Annotated in this window: 14 protein-coding genes; 7 read left to right on the forward strand and 7 right to left on the reverse strand. The window is 42.7% G+C overall.

Annotated features, from left to right (window positions below):
• Positions 1-9 precede the first annotated feature (9 nt).
• The 4 genes from NH462_RS02510 to NH462_RS02525 all read left to right on the forward strand — a co-directional run bounded on the left by NH462_RS02510 (position 10) and on the right by NH462_RS02525 (position 6,790).
• The gene (locus NH462_RS02510) at positions 10-906 is read left to right on the forward strand and encodes a helix-turn-helix domain-containing protein (RefSeq protein ID WP_253103665.1); all 897 of its coding nucleotides are present in this window, start codon (positions 10-12) and stop codon (positions 904-906) included.
• Between the two features lie 130 nt (positions 907-1,036).
• Positions 1,037-2,824: a CDC27 family protein gene (locus NH462_RS02515; RefSeq protein ID WP_253103667.1), complete on the forward strand. Its 1,788-nt coding sequence runs from the start codon at positions 1,037-1,039 to the stop codon at positions 2,822-2,824.
• Between the two features lie 239 nt (positions 2,825-3,063).
• Positions 3,064-4,260: an alpha/beta hydrolase-fold protein gene (locus NH462_RS02520; RefSeq protein WP_253103670.1), complete on the forward strand. Its 1,197-nt coding sequence runs from the start codon at positions 3,064-3,066 to the stop codon at positions 4,258-4,260.
• A 355-nt stretch (positions 4,261-4,615) separates the two neighbouring features.
• Positions 4,616-6,790 (forward strand): jacalin-like lectin, encoded by a 2,175-nt coding sequence (locus tag NH462_RS02525; RefSeq protein WP_253103673.1) that lies wholly within the window; start codon positions 4,616-4,618, stop codon positions 6,788-6,790.
• 159 nt (positions 6,791-6,949) lie between these two features.
• Here the strand turns inward: NH462_RS02525 and NH462_RS02530 are convergent, their stop codons facing one another.
• Together NH462_RS02530 and zapE are read right to left on the reverse strand one after the other, a co-directional pair.
• The gene (locus tag NH462_RS02530) at positions 6,950-7,327 is read right to left on the reverse strand and encodes a nuclear transport factor 2 family protein (protein ID WP_253103675.1); all 378 of its coding nucleotides are present in this window, start codon (positions 7,325-7,327) and stop codon (positions 6,950-6,952) included.
• A gap of 218 nt (positions 7,328-7,545) precedes the next feature.
• Positions 7,546-8,628 (reverse strand): cell division protein ZapE, encoded by a 1,083-nt coding sequence (gene zapE, locus NH462_RS02535; RefSeq protein WP_253103678.1) that lies wholly within the window; start codon positions 8,626-8,628, stop codon positions 7,546-7,548.
• 53 nt (positions 8,629-8,681) lie between these two features.
• Between zapE and NH462_RS02540 the strand changes: the two genes are divergently transcribed.
• Genes NH462_RS02540 through NH462_RS02550 form a run of 3 tightly spaced genes read left to right on the forward strand, consistent with a single transcriptional unit; the run spans position 8,682 to position 10,429 of the window.
• Positions 8,682-9,281: a Crp/Fnr family transcriptional regulator gene (locus NH462_RS02540; RefSeq protein ID WP_253103681.1), complete on the forward strand. Its 600-nt coding sequence runs from the start codon at positions 8,682-8,684 to the stop codon at positions 9,279-9,281.
• Between the two features lie 60 nt (positions 9,282-9,341).
• Complete coding sequence (locus tag NH462_RS02545; RefSeq protein ID WP_253103684.1) at positions 9,342-9,977, forward strand: nitroreductase family protein; 636 nt, start codon at positions 9,342-9,344, stop codon at positions 9,975-9,977.
• A 2-nt stretch (positions 9,978-9,979) separates the two neighbouring features.
• Complete coding sequence (locus tag NH462_RS02550) at positions 9,980-10,429, forward strand: DMT family transporter (protein WP_010373038.1); 450 nt, start codon at positions 9,980-9,982, stop codon at positions 10,427-10,429.
• On the opposite strand, the gene NH462_RS02555 is transcribed toward NH462_RS02550, so the two are convergent.
• The 5 genes from NH462_RS02555 to NH462_RS02575 all read right to left on the reverse strand — a co-directional run bounded on the left by NH462_RS02555 (position 10,426) and on the right by NH462_RS02575 (position 15,051).
• Entirely contained in the window at positions 10,426-11,043 is a 618-nt protein-coding gene (locus NH462_RS02555; RefSeq protein ID WP_010373036.1) for a glutathione S-transferase family protein, read from the reverse strand. The genes NH462_RS02550 and NH462_RS02555 overlap by 4 nt on opposite strands.
• Positions 11,044-11,265: 222 nt before the next feature.
• Positions 11,266-12,870: an AbgT family transporter gene (locus NH462_RS02560; RefSeq protein WP_026345549.1), complete on the reverse strand. Its 1,605-nt coding sequence runs from the start codon at positions 12,868-12,870 to the stop codon at positions 11,266-11,268.
• A 124-nt stretch (positions 12,871-12,994) separates the two neighbouring features.
• The gene (locus NH462_RS02565) at positions 12,995-14,473 is read right to left on the reverse strand and encodes a deoxyribodipyrimidine photo-lyase (RefSeq protein ID WP_253103687.1); all 1,479 of its coding nucleotides are present in this window, start codon (positions 14,471-14,473) and stop codon (positions 12,995-12,997) included.
• A complete protein-coding gene (locus tag NH462_RS02570) occupies positions 14,466-14,795 on the reverse strand; it encodes a hypothetical protein (RefSeq protein ID WP_253103690.1) in 330 nt (109 codons plus the stop codon). The genes NH462_RS02565 and NH462_RS02570 overlap by 8 nt, the downstream gene beginning before the upstream one ends.
• Positions 14,788-15,051 (reverse strand): DUF3081 family protein, encoded by a 264-nt coding sequence (locus NH462_RS02575; protein WP_010373027.1) that lies wholly within the window; start codon positions 15,049-15,051, stop codon positions 14,788-14,790. The genes NH462_RS02570 and NH462_RS02575 overlap by 8 nt, the downstream gene beginning before the upstream one ends.
• Between the last annotated feature and the right edge of the window lie 17 nt (positions 15,052-15,068).

Here is a 15,068-nt window from a genome sequence, read left to right on the forward strand (position 1 = left end):
TGTGTGCTGATGGCAACCAATTTTGCTGAAGAAGCGTTAGGGGTTAGAAGCTATTTACTTATCACGCCTGTATTCACCCTAGCTACTGGGCCTTTAGTCTATTTTCTGTTTAAAAATCTACTGCATGCTAATCGGGATAAGCAAGAGCGAAGGTTAATACATTTCCTACCTGTTTTGCTGGCGCTTCCATTTACGGAGTACACCCAACTTTTGATTGCGCTTGGTACTGTCAGTCAGTTGATTTATTTTGCCTTTACGGTACAGCTTGTTGGCCTTTATCAGCGAGCATCAGCGGAGATCCGAGCGGACGTTAACACGCGCGATTTGCAGTGGATCAGAACAACGGTTGTCTTGTTTGTGCTCTTTGCTTTGGTGGATTTAGTCAGGCTCAATATGCAAACATACAACGACATCACCACGAAAGCACTCTGGTATTTTATTGACTTAGTTTGGTTACTTGCAATTAATCTTTATCTGGTTGTCAAAGTACACAATCAACCACACCTCGAAGATTCGATAACGCAAGCCCAAGAAATAACGTTCAATGAGATGGGTAAACAGGCAGAAGATCCAACCGAGATATTCAATGCAATTCATAACACGATTATGCAGCACTATTTATATCGTCAGCCACGACTGACTATTCACGATGTTGCTGAGATTATTGGACTTGGGGTAAAGGATATCTCTTGGGCCATCAATACTTGTGGTGGTTATAACTTTAATGAGTATATCAATAGCCTGCGGGTCGATGAGGTAAAACAGCAACTACAGTGCGAAAAGGAAGCAACCCCCAACTTATTAGCACTCGCAATGAATGCTGGGTTTAACTCAAAATCCTCGTTTAACAGTGTTTTTAAAAAGCAAACGGGTTACACTCCAACTCAATTTTTAAAATTAATATAAGCATATTAAACAATTACTTAGACTTTGTTCTGAATGTTTTTTAAAGTCGTAGAAGTACAAAATCCTGATATTGCACGCCATATAAAGTCGTTATAGGTAATCTGGGGTTAAATCGATAACAAGGATAAAGATGATGTATTCAAGTTTTCTCACTCATGTGGCCACTTGCCTGACTTTTAGTAGTTTGTTTATCGCGCAGCCTGCGAAGGCTGAACCTATTCGGGTGCTGACATCCACGAGCGAACAAGCGCATGTTGCACAGCAACTAACTGTTAAATCCCCTGTAGATTACCTAAATACACGGATCAACGCACTCGCGTTGGTACGGAGCAAAAATTGGCAACAGGCGTTACCACAATTGCAAAAGCTCACTAAGTCGTATCAAGATGACGGAGACACTTGGTATCTATTGGGATTAACGCAAATACAATTAACGCATTATGAGCAAGCTATCATTGCGCTGAAAAAGGCATTGTCACTGGGTGTAAACCTAACTAATATTCCTACCGGTTCGCGCCCCTCGAATGACATTATGATAAAAATTGCAGGCGCGTATGCCGCACAGGGTAAAGTGAATGAAGCTAATGAGTGGCTGAGTAAGTCTTTGTCAGCGCGGTACGACGAACGCAGTAGCTTAGCAACTAGAAGTGTTTTCGACTCCATCAAAGATAATGAGCAATTTCAGCGTCTTACAGGTAACTATAAAGACACTTCGCTCAACCGAGAGCAGCTGTGGAATGCGGATTTAGATTTCTTACTCTCAGAAATTAAGCGGTTGCATGTTAACGAGCAGGCAAGTAACAACCCTGATTTAATTGCGTTGGCAAATAATTTGCGCTCAGATATACCCAAGTTAACTGATCAGCAAATTGTCTTCGGTATGATGAAAATGATAGGCACGCTTGGTAACGGGCATAATTTTATCGTGCCGACTTTCGGAGAAAAAGGGAATTTCACTCGTTTGCCAGTGCAGTTTTATGCCTTTATCGATGGCCTTTACATTGTTGATGCCGAAGCTGAGTTTAGTGATTTAATCGGTCATAAAGTTACAGCTTTTGGACAAACACCAACCGCAGAAGCAATGGCGAAAGTTGCTGAGATTAACCCGCGAGATAATGAAATGCAGCAGCTGTGGCTTGCGCCTTATTATCTCGCCATGCCCGAAGTACTCGCTGGACTAGAGTTGAGCGATGCGTCAAATGAAGTGTTTATCACGGTAGAAAATGCGCAGAGCATGCAAAAGACCATTCGCCTTAGTGGTCGAACATTTGAATTTCGCGGTTTTCCGACTTTGCCGAATAATCATCAAAAAAGCCCACAGTATCTACAAAGTGTTACCAAACCTTACTGGTACGAAGTGGATAAAAGCAACGGGGTTTTGTACGCACAGTTTAATGCCGTTGCACAGATGAAAACGCAGTCGCTAGCGCAATTTAGTACGGAGTTGATAGAGACAATAAAACATGGTGAAGTAAATCACTTGGTGCTGGATTTACGACACAATAGTGGCGGCAATGGCTCCATCTTACCACCATTACTAAAGGCACTTATTTATTTTGAAGCGGCAAAGCCAGAAGGCAAGTTATTTGTAGTGATGGGACGTAATACCTTTTCAGCAGCGCAAAACCTCTTAACCAATATTGATAGTTTTACCAATGCCATATTGGTTGGAGAGCCAAGTGGTTCTCGGCCAAACCATATTGGTGAAGCTGGAAGGTTCCGTTTACCGTTCAGTGGGGTGTTTGGACTCGTTTCGTCGCAGTTTCATCAAACTTCTCGCGCAGAAGACCACCGTATTTGGATTGCACCTCACATGCCGGTATTGCCGGACTCTAAAAGCTACTTCAATGGTGTCGATCCCGCTATGAAAGCCATTTATAGTGTCTTAGATAAAAACGTCGATGGTTTGGTTAAGTAACCATCGCGTTAGTTGAGCGCTTTTTAGGCCAAATCATAAAAGGAAGTGGCAGAAATGATAACTGCAGCAGCGTTATTGTTGTTTTCTTTGTGATTGCTGCTTTGCTGTATTTCTCTGTTTAAGTGTATGCGCTGACTATCTAAAAAGTAAGCTAGCAAAAAGAGGGACATAGGGTGCTATCAATTCCTGAATCAGTATGCTAGCTTTGTTAGTGAAATCAACTAAATGGAATAATAATAATGAGAATTGGTAAGGCAGTTCAGTGCTTGTTTGCTGTGACTTTAGCGGCGCTCTTTTCGGGATCAGCGATAGCAGAGTCCGAAGAAAAGATAAAACAAGAATATGAGCAACAAACAAAAACCTTGATGTCAAAAGTGCTTGATGAAAAGAGAACTTTTACCATTCAACTACCCAAAAATTATCACACCAACTCCAACAAAAAATATCCTGTGATTTATCGCCTTGATGGTAAAGGCAACCTTCCGTTGATGACCGCAGTACTTGAGCGTTTGCAAGGAGCAAACGTTTCTGCGGCACCTGAAGTTATTATTGTTGCAATCGAAAATACAGACAGGTTAAGAGATCTTTATCCAACTAAGAATAAAGAGCCTGCAGGACCTATGGATATTGGCGGCGGGGCACCTAAGTTTTTAGAGTTTATCGAGACTGAACTTATTCCTTATGTGAACGAGACCTATCGCACTCATGATTTTAAAGTTATTGCAGGTGCTTCTGCAGCGGGTACTTTTGCGCTTTATGCTTTGCAGGCAAAGCCCGAGCTATTTCAAGCGCATATTGCTTATAGTCCAGCGGTATGGTGGAACTTTGGCGCGACAGCAAAGAGTACTAAAGCGTTTATTTCCAAAACGAAGCAGTTAGATAACTTTCTATATATCACGATTGGTGAGGAAGGCGGCGTGATGCGCGAAAGATACGACGATATGGCGCGCTTTCTAGCAGCAAATCAACCACATGATTTGCGCTTTTTCAGTGAGGCCTACGACAATGTTCCGCATGGACTTGTGTCTGCAGCTGGTATTTTTAGCGCGTATCAAAAGCTGTTTTTGCCAACCCGAATGCCTGCGCGTGCTTATACTGGTGAATTGAGCTCTATTACTAAGTATTATCAACAACTGTCTGCTCAATATGGCGAGGCTTTTGAACCACAGGAAGCCGTGATCAGAGAGCTTGGCTATTACCACGTAAGCATGGGTAACGTGAAAGAAGCAATTAAGTTGTTTAAGTTTGGCGTTTCACGCTATCCAAATAATGCAGATGCCTACAACGGCTTAGCATATGGCTATGAAACCGACAAACAATACCAAGCATCTTTAGAGCAAGTAAACAAAGCGCTGGCATTATCAACGAAGGGTGATGGTGGCTACGATGTCTTTGTTGCTCGAAAAGGGCGGCTAACTAAATTACTTGGTGAGTGATAATCAAAAAGCGTAAATAGGCCACTTAGGTAATCGATGTGGCCTATTTGTTGGTTATCGTACTCTATATAATCGGCAAACTTATTACACTACATTACACCTGTCTTTTTTAGGGATGACGTTCAACTCTCTACAACTACATTTAGTTATTTAAAAATCATTGCGTTAGGCATGCTTTTTCTCGCCCGCAGATAAAACTATAGCTCGGTAAAAGGTCAATTTAGCTAGGTTCCTCTCCACATTCGCTGCACTTTTGCAACCTAGCCTTATTATCGGTTGCTTGTACTGGCACTCAATGAGTGTATTAACAGGTTAAGGACCCAACCCATACCGTAAGAAGGAGAGGAGTTTTACAATGAAACATTTTAGTAAATTAGCGCTCGTGTTATCAGGTAGTTTAGCTTTGATAACGACGCCATTTTTGGCAAATAGCGCGATCGATAAAAGCGATGAGAAAGTTAAAAGACTGGACTTGCAGGGACAGATTGATAATTTTGCCCCGTTCTCAAAAACGCTTTGGGCTGGAGCACACAATGCTTACGCTTCTCACGCGTGGAATAAGGGCACGTATACTGATGTGAATCAATATTACTCACCTGAAAGTTTACTTTGGCGAGGGATGAGAGTAATTGAATACGACATCTACCCCGAAGCAACATTTGATTCAACCCCGATGTTGTGTCACAACAGTACAGAAGAAGGTGCGGTGTGTTCGGTTTTTCATGCCAAGCTTTCCGAGGGGTTAGACGATATTAAGAACTTTTTGGAAGCGAACCCCGATGAGGTGATTATGCTCAAAATTGAGTCCTATAAAAGCAATCACCATAGTAATTGGCACAATAAAATTGGTGAACGGTTACAAAAAGATGTTGGTGATATCCTATTTATCCCATCAGACTGGGGATATACAGATAAAACTTGCGCGTCATTACCTGTTTCTCATTTATCCAAACGGGATATTTTAGCGGCAGGCAAGCAGCTTGTCGCAGTGGTACAAACTCCCAGAGAGAGTGGTAATTTGTGCTCTTACCATAAAAAGGGAAACTACTCTAAATTTTGGAATACCGTGTTCATCGGGGTCGACGCATTTGATAGTAGTGGAAATTTGCAAAGCAATCAGCCTTTGTGTCAAAACAATGGAAATAAATGTGTCAATTCAAGTATCACGTCACAGTATGAAGCAAATAATATGACCGTTGTTCTGGATGCTGCGACTCAGTTGAACCCAGATGGTCCTGATCCAGACAAAAGAGGCGGGAATGTTATTAATGGATGGGCAAAAGGCGGTGCTCAAATTCTAGAGCTTGCCCTAGTCGAAGCAAATAATACCAGTGCAGCGAGTGGTTATGGCGCGAATGAAGTACAAATAGAAGATTATATTTGGTCATGGAATCCAAATAGACCAAATGGTACTGGAAGTTGCGCTAGCATTGGTGCAAACAACATGGTGTCTGACAATGCCTGCAACAACTCACGTTTCCACGCTTGTGTCGATGACAACCGTAACTGGAAGCTATCTACATCAAAGGGCTCTTGGCAAAGCGGTTTTTCATATTGTAAAAGTCTCGGTGGGAGTTACAAATTTGGAATGCCGTATAATGCCTATGAAAATGCTAAGTTAGCAGCTGTAAAAGCAAATACAACAGAAGAGGCTTGGGTAAATTATTACAATCCGTTTGAAGATTTCTGGTTGGCAAATTCTGTAGAATACATAGACTTTGGATTTGTGAAAAAAAATGCGTTAGGTAGCACTAACCAAGGTAGTGCGTTCGATGGGATTGCTATGCTAAAACGCAAAGCATTGGTTACTGGTGCATATAATTTAAGTTATGTACAAATAAACTTTGCTGACACGGTTAGAGGGATCAAAGCGTGTTATAAATCAGAGCAAACCGTAAGCCATGCGAGCGCAAGTCCACAAACTCAATGTATAACGCACGGCAGTACGAATGGTGTATGGAGTGGCCCGTTACGTGTGATACCAGCCAGAGGCGAATATTTAGCAGAAGTAGAGATTTGCCGCTCTAGTATAAAGTACGGCTATGACTCAATATTTTATGTCAGTATGAAATCAAGCTCAGGACAGATTATAGCGGGAGGGTCTAAGAATGGGACATGCTCAACGTATTCAAGTACAGCAAGTCAGCAGATCTTTGGATTCCATGGCTCATCTGGTTCAGACATTAACGCTTTAGGTATCTATAAGATAGGTCTCTCTTTACTTGATAAAGGGCTCTACGCAACACCTTGGTTGGATAGAGATGATCCAAGTAATGGTGACAATGAACTGTTCGCAAATCATCAAAGTGAAGGAAGCATTAGTAGCGCTTGCTCTGCCGATGATATTGCCGGTGTTATTGCCAGAGTCGTTGGAAATAAGCTAGATTCAAGACTCACAGGACAAACGTTGGTTTACGATGGTCCCGGCTTCAGGTGCTTAAACTCAAGTAATGGTGGCAGTAGTAATTATACAACCTGTGAAGATTATGAAGTAAAGTACTTTTTTACCAATGAAAAGTGCGTACATTAGCAGGTAGTTGTTGAGAACTAGTTTGACGTGGATTTAACTTCAAATGTCCAGTTTAGAATATCGGGCGTTTGAAGTTATTTAACAGTTAATTAAATACCAGATAGTATTAAAAATAGTGGCGAATACGCTTTATTTTTTCGCCGTTAAACTCAAACAGTGTTATAAGCTTTTGCTTATTTTCTTTTTCATCCGTATTACCTTGCTGATCAACGCAAGGATGTGATACTCAACGGTCACTGCATTAAGGCCTTCAATGACATTTGTGACTTCGATATCGCATTTGCCATATTGGCCCAGATAGCTGAGTAGGCCTTTTTTGTATTCTTCTTTTGATAATACGGCATTAAAGCGAGGGTGCTCGAATGAGACGTCTGGCGTCAAAAGCGTAAGTAGGTGGGTAACATCAGACTCTTTTGAATATTGGTGTTCAACGGCTTTTTGTGCCTCGAAGTAAGCGTTGACTTTGTCGTTCAGTGTATCTGCGGAGCAAAGACTTGAAACCAGCATGAGTGGCAGCAGTGCATACCGAACTTTCATTATGATTTTCCTTACTTTATTGTTTTTTACTCTGTATTGAATGCAACGTTTCGACCGGGAAATGCACGTGTTGTCGCATAGTGCTTCTGTTGTTAGCGAATTGAATGAGATAAAAAGAGCAATGAGTGTGGTTTTCTTCATGAGAATATCCCTTTTTATTATTATTTGCACCAGGTTAGCACTCGGTTGTAATTTATATAATCACAAGGATTGTAAGCTCAGCAGGCGCTAAGAGACCAACTTTGCATTTCTGTCACTCGACTAATGCAGCGAGCGAATGCAAATGCTAGCTGCTCTCCTTGGTAAATTTGCTCAATCGGGGCATCTGCCAAAAAAACAACCAGTACTTTGGCTTCGTAACACTCATCGATAAGCGCAATTAGGCGTCTGGCCTCATCGTCGCCAATCCTTGGTTGCATCGAATTATTTGGACGGATATAGTCTTCCTCAGTTCCTTGTGCTACACCTTTATTCTCTGGAGTAACACCAAGTAGCGGTAACTCAGAGATAAAAATACAGCTAAATTGCTGTGCAAGCTCAATATAGTCATTGATAGCGCGAGGGCTTGAACAGATCTCCATAAAATCAAAACATGCGACGCTTTCATTTACGCCAAGCACGTTAATTAGACGATGATTAATCTCCAGGACGCCTGGTTTGAATATGCCACCGGCATTAGTAAAGGCGTCCCAAAACGCTTGTTTATCATTGACAAAGTAGTGGTTTGCCTTTGTGCCTTTGCTAAATCGATGATCTGTCTCACCACATACAGATATGACATCGCAGTGATTTATAAGTAGCGCTATCGTTGGCTCAAAGCGGTCTCGGTGTAATCCATCTTTGTATAGTTGGGTTGGATGACAATTAGAGGTTGCAACTAAGGTCACGCCAGCTTCAAAAAGAGCTTCAAACAATCTCGCCATAATGATGGCATCGCCGATATCAGTGACAAAAAACTCGTCAAAGCACAGCACAGAAGTGTGCTCAGCCCAGTTTTGGGCGATCCGCTTTAAAGGATCTCTCACACCTTGAATTTGATTCAGCTCTTTATGCACCTGTTGCATAAAATGGTGAAAGTGTAGGCGAGTTTTATTTGTGACGTCAGTGAATTCATAAAACCAATCCATCAGCATTGTCTTGCCACGCCCGACAGGGCCATAAAAATAGATGCCTTTAGTCGAATGACCACTAGCGAGTGATTGAGAAAGAGCATCTAAGGCTGAAATTGCAGCTTGCTGCGCTGCATCAGGAGTAAGATTTCCACATTCAATTTGTGCTTGATAATGGCTAGAGATTGACATAGACACTGCAAATAGGAATAGTTAATCCGAATAATATCATAAAGCTAGAACTCATGGATGCACTAACAAGATTAAAACAAGCGGTAGACGCCTATTATCCACTTTCTCAAGAAACCTGGTCCGCTATTGCTGCGATCACCAGCTTCAAATTACTCGCGAAAGATGAGTGGCTTTACAAAGAAGGTGAGTATCTGACTACTTTTGCATTTTTACATCAAGGGTTAGTTAGATTAGTAAACACCAATGCTGCTGGGCAGGAATACAATAAGCGTTTTTTTGTGGCGGGGGAATTTCCTGGTGTAATGCGTGCGCTACATCGCCAAGAGCCCGCCAATCAAGGGATCCAAGCGCTTGAAACATCACAGATAGTCCTAATCAATTTCAAGCAGTTTAGAGCACTATTAATGGATAATCCGGAATTAATGCGATTTCAAATACTGTATCTTGAAAAGAACTGGTTGTTAGAAAAGGATAAGCGAGAGCTTTATATGGTGCAGTTAGACGCCACAGAGCGCTATCTCGCATTTTTAAAAGAGCAGCCAGAACTTGCTGAGCGCGTACCGCAATACCATTTAGCGTCACACCTTGGGATCACTCCTACACAGTTAAGCCGAATAAGAAAATCGTTAAAAAATTCAGGTTCGTTTACATAGGTAAATGAGCCAAGCTCTTCACCTTGTTAAAGTTGCCTCAGACATAATGGAGAGCAACTTATGAACACATCACAACTAGAATCGTTATTGAATTGGCGCTACGCCGTCCGCAAATTTTCTGAGCAAACCATTGCTCAGGACAAAGTCGATAAGTTAATCGAATTGACGGGGTTGAGTGCTTCAGCATTTGGCTTACAGCCTTATAAGATTATTCAAATATCCAAGCAATCGATAAAAAAAGCATTACTACCGCATTCGTATGGACAACAAAAGGTGCTTGATAATAGTCATCTATTAGTTTTTGCTGCGGATATGTCACCTTTAGATAGCCAAGTAGAGCGCTACATTCAAGACTTTAAGGCGAATCGAAACCTTGATGAGCTTATCTATGCACAGATGGAATTGGGTATGAAAGACGCGCTACACACCATGGATTGTGCGTCTCAATATAGCTGGTGTTCTGAGCAGGCTCACTTGGCCCTCGGTACATTGCTGCTGGTAGCCGCCAGTATGGAAATAGATGTTTGCCCAATGACCGGTATCGATAAGGTTGCCTACGATGATGTGTTGGGTCTTTCATCCTTAAATTTACGCACGGTATTAATTGCGCCAATTGGCATTCGTGACAGTACGGATGTGAACGCGAATACCAGCAAAGTAAGGAAATCGAGAGACTTGCTGCATATTGAGGTGTGATGATGATTTTTGCCATATTAGCTGTTTTCGCAGGCGGTGCAATTGCGGTGCAGGCAAGCATGAATGCACAGCTTGGCGGTTTATTAAAAAGTCCGATATTGGCTGCAGGAGTGGCGTTTACCGTCAGCGCATTCTATGCCTTTATTGCCTTTCGGGTATCTGATAACGTGCTGCCAGCAACCTCAGAGCTAAAAGCGGTGCCTTGGTACTTGTGGTGTTTAGGTGGGGTGCTAAGTGCAACTGGGGTGGGACTCTGTTATTTTTTAATTCCTAAAATGGGTATAGGTAACCTAATGGCTTATTATTTGTGTGGCCAAATGGTGGTAGCGATGGCGATCGGTCAGCTTGGTCTCTTTGGTGTACCTTATACGCCTATTAACCTGCAAAAAGTCGTGGGCGTGATAGCTGTGCTGACCGGTATTGTACTTATTAACGTTAATCGTTCAAACTAAAACTCAGCCATTTCTAAGGCTTTGCTAATAGCTGGTGTTGCCGCAATTTGGCGATAATAGCGGCGTACATTCTTAAGCGAAGGCGTTTTTTCTAAAAATGTCTTCGCACGCTCACAAAGCATAAATAAATAGCTGTCGCATAGCGTAAATTGATTTGCAAACAGGTAATGATTGTCTGCAAGTAACGTATCAATAATACCAAACCCTTCTTCTAGTCGGCCTTGCTGCGAGCGAATAAGGTCGTCATACATCAAAGCACTTTGGGTGTGTCGTTCGGGGTAGGTGTACATCAATAAGTCGCTGTGAATAGAAGCGCTCATAAAATGCATCCATTGCAGGCACTGTGATTTTGGTTTTAGCTCAGTTGGGATAAGCTGCTTGTCGATGTGCTTTTCAGCTAGGTACTGAGAAATTGCAGCGCTTTCGAATAAGGTAAAGTCGTCGTCAACGAGGGCTGGTACTTGTCCGGCAGGGCTTAGTGTTAAGTATTGTGCACTACGGTTGGCGTTTTTTTTGATATCCACCAGTTCAAGTTGATAAGGCTCACCAATGAGTTCTAATAAAATATGAGGCGCAAGGCTCGCACTTTGTGGATAGTAAAAGAGTGTGTACATAATTCACCTAATGTTAGGTCACGTGTATCACTCAGGAACAGGGCATAAAATAACAGTGATCACGTGAAGTTAGTTTAATACCAATGTAATAATTGCAATGTTATTGGTATCCAAAATCGGCTCCTTCTTCGCTGTCTCCTATTCAACCTTAGGTGAGGGTTGAGGTTTTCACAAATAAAAATGCCAGCAAATGCTGGCATTTAGATAATTTTAAAGTATTAGCTACGGATTGTAGTAGATAGGAGAGTTAGGTCCAACAGGTAGACCAAAGCCAAATACCCACACGTAGAATAGTGCAACCCAGCCGATAAAGAAGAACATGCTGTACGGCAACATCGTGGCCACTAGAGTACCTATACCCATGTCTTTTTTGTATTTAGTCGCAACCGCTAATATCAAACCAAAGTAACTCATCATCGGAGTGATAAGGTTAGTAACTGAATCTCCAATTCGGTACGCTGCTTGTATGGTTTCTGGCGCATAGCCGATAAGCATCAGCATTGGAACAAATATCGGTGCCGTGACAGCCCATTGAGCTGATGATGAACCAAGGCTTAGGTTCACGAGTGCACACATGAATATAAACAGTACGAATACTTCAGGACCAGTTAGGTTTAGCGCCTGTAATAGTGCTGCGCCATTTATCGCAAGGATAGTACCTAGGTTTGTCCACTTAAAGAATGCAACAAACTGAGCGGCAAAGAATACCAACACGATATACATGCCCATCGAACTCATGCTTTTACTCATTGCATCAATAATATCGCGGTCATTTTTCATGGTGCCGACCACACGACCGTACACAAAACCCGGAATAGCAAAGGTTACAAAGATAAATACCACAATCCCTTTTAGAAATGGTGAACCCGCCACTTCGCCTGTTATTGGGTGACGTAAGATGCCATCTTCAGGCACTATGGTTAATGCAAGTAGAATGCTTACTACGAGTAGTGATACACCCGCCCATTTGAGGCCTGATTTTTCTTTTACTGAAAGCTTCTCGATATTGTTTTCACTTAAATCAACGCTGGCTTCTTTAGGGTCGTATTTCCCTAAACGTGGCTCTACGATTTTCTCGGTGACTAAGGTTCCCACAATGGCAATTAGGAATACTGAAATCATCATGAAGTACCAATTCGCTTCAGGTCCTACTTGGTAAGTTGGGTCAATCATCTGCGCAGCAGGCGTCGTAATACCAGCTAATAGCGGATCTATGGTGCCAAGCAATAAGTTTGCGCTGTAGCCACCGGATACGCCAGCAAATGCAGCGGCTAAGCCAGCAAGTGGGTGTCTACCAAGGCTATGGAAAATCATTGCGGCAAGCGGAATAAGTACAACGTAGCCAAGTTCTGATGCGGTATTAGACAAGATAGCGGCAAATACAACCATGAACGTAACAAGGCGTTTTGAAGCGCCCATTACCATGCCGCGCATTGCAGCAGATAGCATGCCTGAGTGTTCTGCAACACTAACCCCCAGTAATGCAACAAGTACAGTGCCAAGCGGTGCAAAGCCAGTAAAGTTAGTCACAAGACCTGTCACAATGCGTTGCAGACCCTCAGCACTCATCAAGCTTACGACTTCAATAACACCGTCGGGGTCGCGACCCGCGGAGCCTTCTGGGCGAGGATCGATGGCAGATAACCCCATCCAATCGGCAATACCACTGAATACCACGATGGCGATACAAAACATTGCAAACAAAGTAATAGGGTGGGGAAGCATATTCCCTAAGAACTCAACAGTTGCCAAGAAGCGATTAAATAATCCCCCTTTTTGCCCCTGTTGGTCCTGACTATCAGCTTGCGTCTCTACAGCATTTGACATAGCTAAATTCTCAGTTCCAAAAAATGGCGCAACCTTAGCATTTTTTTTACATGAGGTCATGCTTAAGCGGCTATTTGTCCTCTTTTTAGGGTGAAAGGCGGAACATTGTGCAAAAACGGAACAGTTAGAATAGCTTAAGCTGATTTTTATCAGAACTTACTTGTTTTTTGCGCCCACGACTTGAGCGGCGCCTTGAAGCGTGAGTGTGAAGCACTCTGCCTGTTTCATCTTTATCTAGATGTTGCTTATAAAATGCGGAGATTTTTTCACGGGCAATTTTTGCTGCGTCATCGGGTAATATAGCAGGCCGCTGATATTGGTCTTCTTTTAAGCCGTTATAAAACCATGGTGTATGTAAGTAATGCGTTGGGACGTGATTAAGCTCAGGGATGTAGCGGCGAATGAATTGACCTTCTGGATCATATTTTTGCCCCTGCGTTATGGGGTTATAGATGCGAAACGGATTTATCCCAGTAGTGCCTGACTGCATTTGTACCTGAGGATAGTGGATCCCAGGTTCATAATCTATAAATAGAGTGGCAAGTCTTGCTGCTGGTTGTTGCCAATCAAGCCATAGGTGATAGCTTGAAAACGCCATCAACATGGCGCGCATGCGAAAGTTTATCCAGCCTGTGGTGATCAGCATTCGCATACAGGCATCAATAAAGGGGACGCCCGTGTTGCCGTGAGCCCAAAGTTCAAAGCGTTGCGGATTAAATTCACTAGCCCGCATATCGATTAAGGATGCATGCACAGCACGCTCTGCATAAAGCGGTTCTGATTCGAGCTTTTGCACAAAATGGCTATGCCAGTAAAGCCGTGATAAAAAACCGCTCTTATTGCGTTTTGAGTCAACATTTAATGCAAGAGTTTGATGTAACACGTCTTTGAGACTAAGCACGCCATAAGCCAAATACGGACTGAGTCTGGAGCTACTGTTTACAGCTTTTACCGGGCTTGAGATACCAAATAAATAGTTGTCTATCCTATGATTAAAAAAGCTATTTAGGGTTTGCTGCGCGGCTTTGAGTCCACCTAATTGTGGCTTTGGCGCTGAGTTGCTGTCATTTCCTGGATAGTCATTTAAAAGTGCAACGCCACTGTGCTGTTGCAGCAGAGGATTAATTTTTGAAGGAGTCGGTAGACAGTCGCCTTGCAGCCAGTCTTCGGCTTGCTGTTGCCACTTATCACGATTCACTTTTCCCCTGAATACGGCTTGTTGGCGATATTCTTCATACGATACGTGTCTTTCTTTGCACCAGGCAATAACACGCAAATCGCGCTCAAATGTCCATGTATTCCCCGTTTCTTGATGGCAATAAAGGGTTGCGATCGCGATGTGCTGATGGATCTTTTCAAGTATTTCAATGATATCGCCCTGGCGAATCGTCAGCGTGCCACCTAAAAGCTGCAACTGCTCAGCAAGGCTTAGCAGCGACTCCTTTACAAATTGAAATTGTCTTTCGCTGGTATCGGGGAGTTGCCAATATTCGGGCTCAACAACATACAAGATCAGGGTTGGTCTGCCATTATTACACGCTTCGTAAAGTGGTCTATGGTCGAACACTCTTAAGTCACGTTTGAGCCAAACGAGATTAATCATCTAACACACCCTTAAATAATAAAGGGTAACGGCGTAGGCGTTTGCCTATGTAGTCGTCAGCGAGGATCTGCTGGCAAATTCGCTCTACGTCACCGTCCACTGCAAACACCCAATCAAAGCGTTCAATGGCGAGCAAAAAGCCACGTTTTAAAAAGCGTTGCTGGCGAAATTCATCGCAGTTATCTTTGATTATCTTGAGTTTATTTGGATTTTCCCTAAGCGCTTCGACTACCATGTTTACGTATGCGCGGGTTTGTTTGCTTTCAGGGCGGGGACGTCTAATGCGACGCCCTCGGTTGGTATTTGGATATAAGCTACTCATTCGCCTCTTTAAAAATGTAATCTAGCTTCTTAATAAAATCGTCTTTGTGCTTATCTTGTTCATAATCCAAGTGATAAGTATTATGAAACCCAGAGCGCAGTAACACGCCACTGCCTTGCAGGTATATGGTGTAACCATCTGGATCTGAATAGGCCACTATGCCCTCATAGCGTTTACCTTCTTCGGTTACTTCACCGTGCTTTTGAATATGCTCGAACACCGTTAACAAGAACTTGCTATCTAATTCATTTTTCATTGTTCACCTCGATACTT

This window comes from Pseudoalteromonas sp. OANN1, assembly GCF_024124685.1.
GTDB lineage: Bacteria > Pseudomonadota > Gammaproteobacteria > Enterobacterales > Alteromonadaceae > Pseudoalteromonas > Pseudoalteromonas piscicida.

What these genes read in the sequence shown, in the direction of transcription:
- NH462_RS02510 (WP_253103665.1), top strand. Translation starts at nt 10, where the DNA reads ATGGCAACCAATTTTGCTGAAGAAGCGTTAGGGGTTAGAAGCTATTTA.
- NH462_RS02515 (WP_253103667.1), top strand. Translation starts at nt 1,037, where the DNA reads ATGATGTATTCAAGTTTTCTCACTCATGTGGCCACTTGCCTGACTTTT.
- NH462_RS02520 (WP_253103670.1), top strand. Translation starts at nt 3,064, where the DNA reads ATGAGAATTGGTAAGGCAGTTCAGTGCTTGTTTGCTGTGACTTTAGCG.
- NH462_RS02525 (WP_253103673.1), top strand. Translation starts at nt 4,616, where the DNA reads ATGAAACATTTTAGTAAATTAGCGCTCGTGTTATCAGGTAGTTTAGCT.
- NH462_RS02530 (WP_253103675.1), bottom strand. Translation starts at nt 7,327, where the DNA reads ATGAAAGTTCGGTATGCACTGCTGCCACTCATGCTGGTTTCAAGTCTT.
- zapE (WP_253103678.1), bottom strand. Translation starts at nt 8,628, where the DNA reads ATGTCAATCTCTAGCCATTATCAAGCACAAATTGAATGTGGAAATCTT.
- NH462_RS02540 (WP_253103681.1), top strand. Translation starts at nt 8,682, where the DNA reads ATGGATGCACTAACAAGATTAAAACAAGCGGTAGACGCCTATTATCCA.
- NH462_RS02545 (WP_253103684.1), top strand. Translation starts at nt 9,342, where the DNA reads ATGAACACATCACAACTAGAATCGTTATTGAATTGGCGCTACGCCGTC.
- NH462_RS02550 (WP_010373038.1), top strand. Translation starts at nt 9,980, where the DNA reads ATGATTTTTGCCATATTAGCTGTTTTCGCAGGCGGTGCAATTGCGGTG.
- NH462_RS02555 (WP_010373036.1), bottom strand. Translation starts at nt 11,043, where the DNA reads ATGTACACACTCTTTTACTATCCACAAAGTGCGAGCCTTGCGCCTCAT.
- NH462_RS02560 (WP_026345549.1), bottom strand. Translation starts at nt 12,870, where the DNA reads ATGTCAAATGCTGTAGAGACGCAAGCTGATAGTCAGGACCAACAGGGG.
- NH462_RS02565 (WP_253103687.1), bottom strand. Translation starts at nt 14,473, where the DNA reads ATGATTAATCTCGTTTGGCTCAAACGTGACTTAAGAGTGTTCGACCAT.
- NH462_RS02570 (WP_253103690.1), bottom strand. Translation starts at nt 14,795, where the DNA reads ATGAGTAGCTTATATCCAAATACCAACCGAGGGCGTCGCATTAGACGT.
- NH462_RS02575 (WP_010373027.1), bottom strand. Translation starts at nt 15,051, where the DNA reads ATGAAAAATGAATTAGATAGCAAGTTCTTGTTAACGGTGTTCGAGCAT.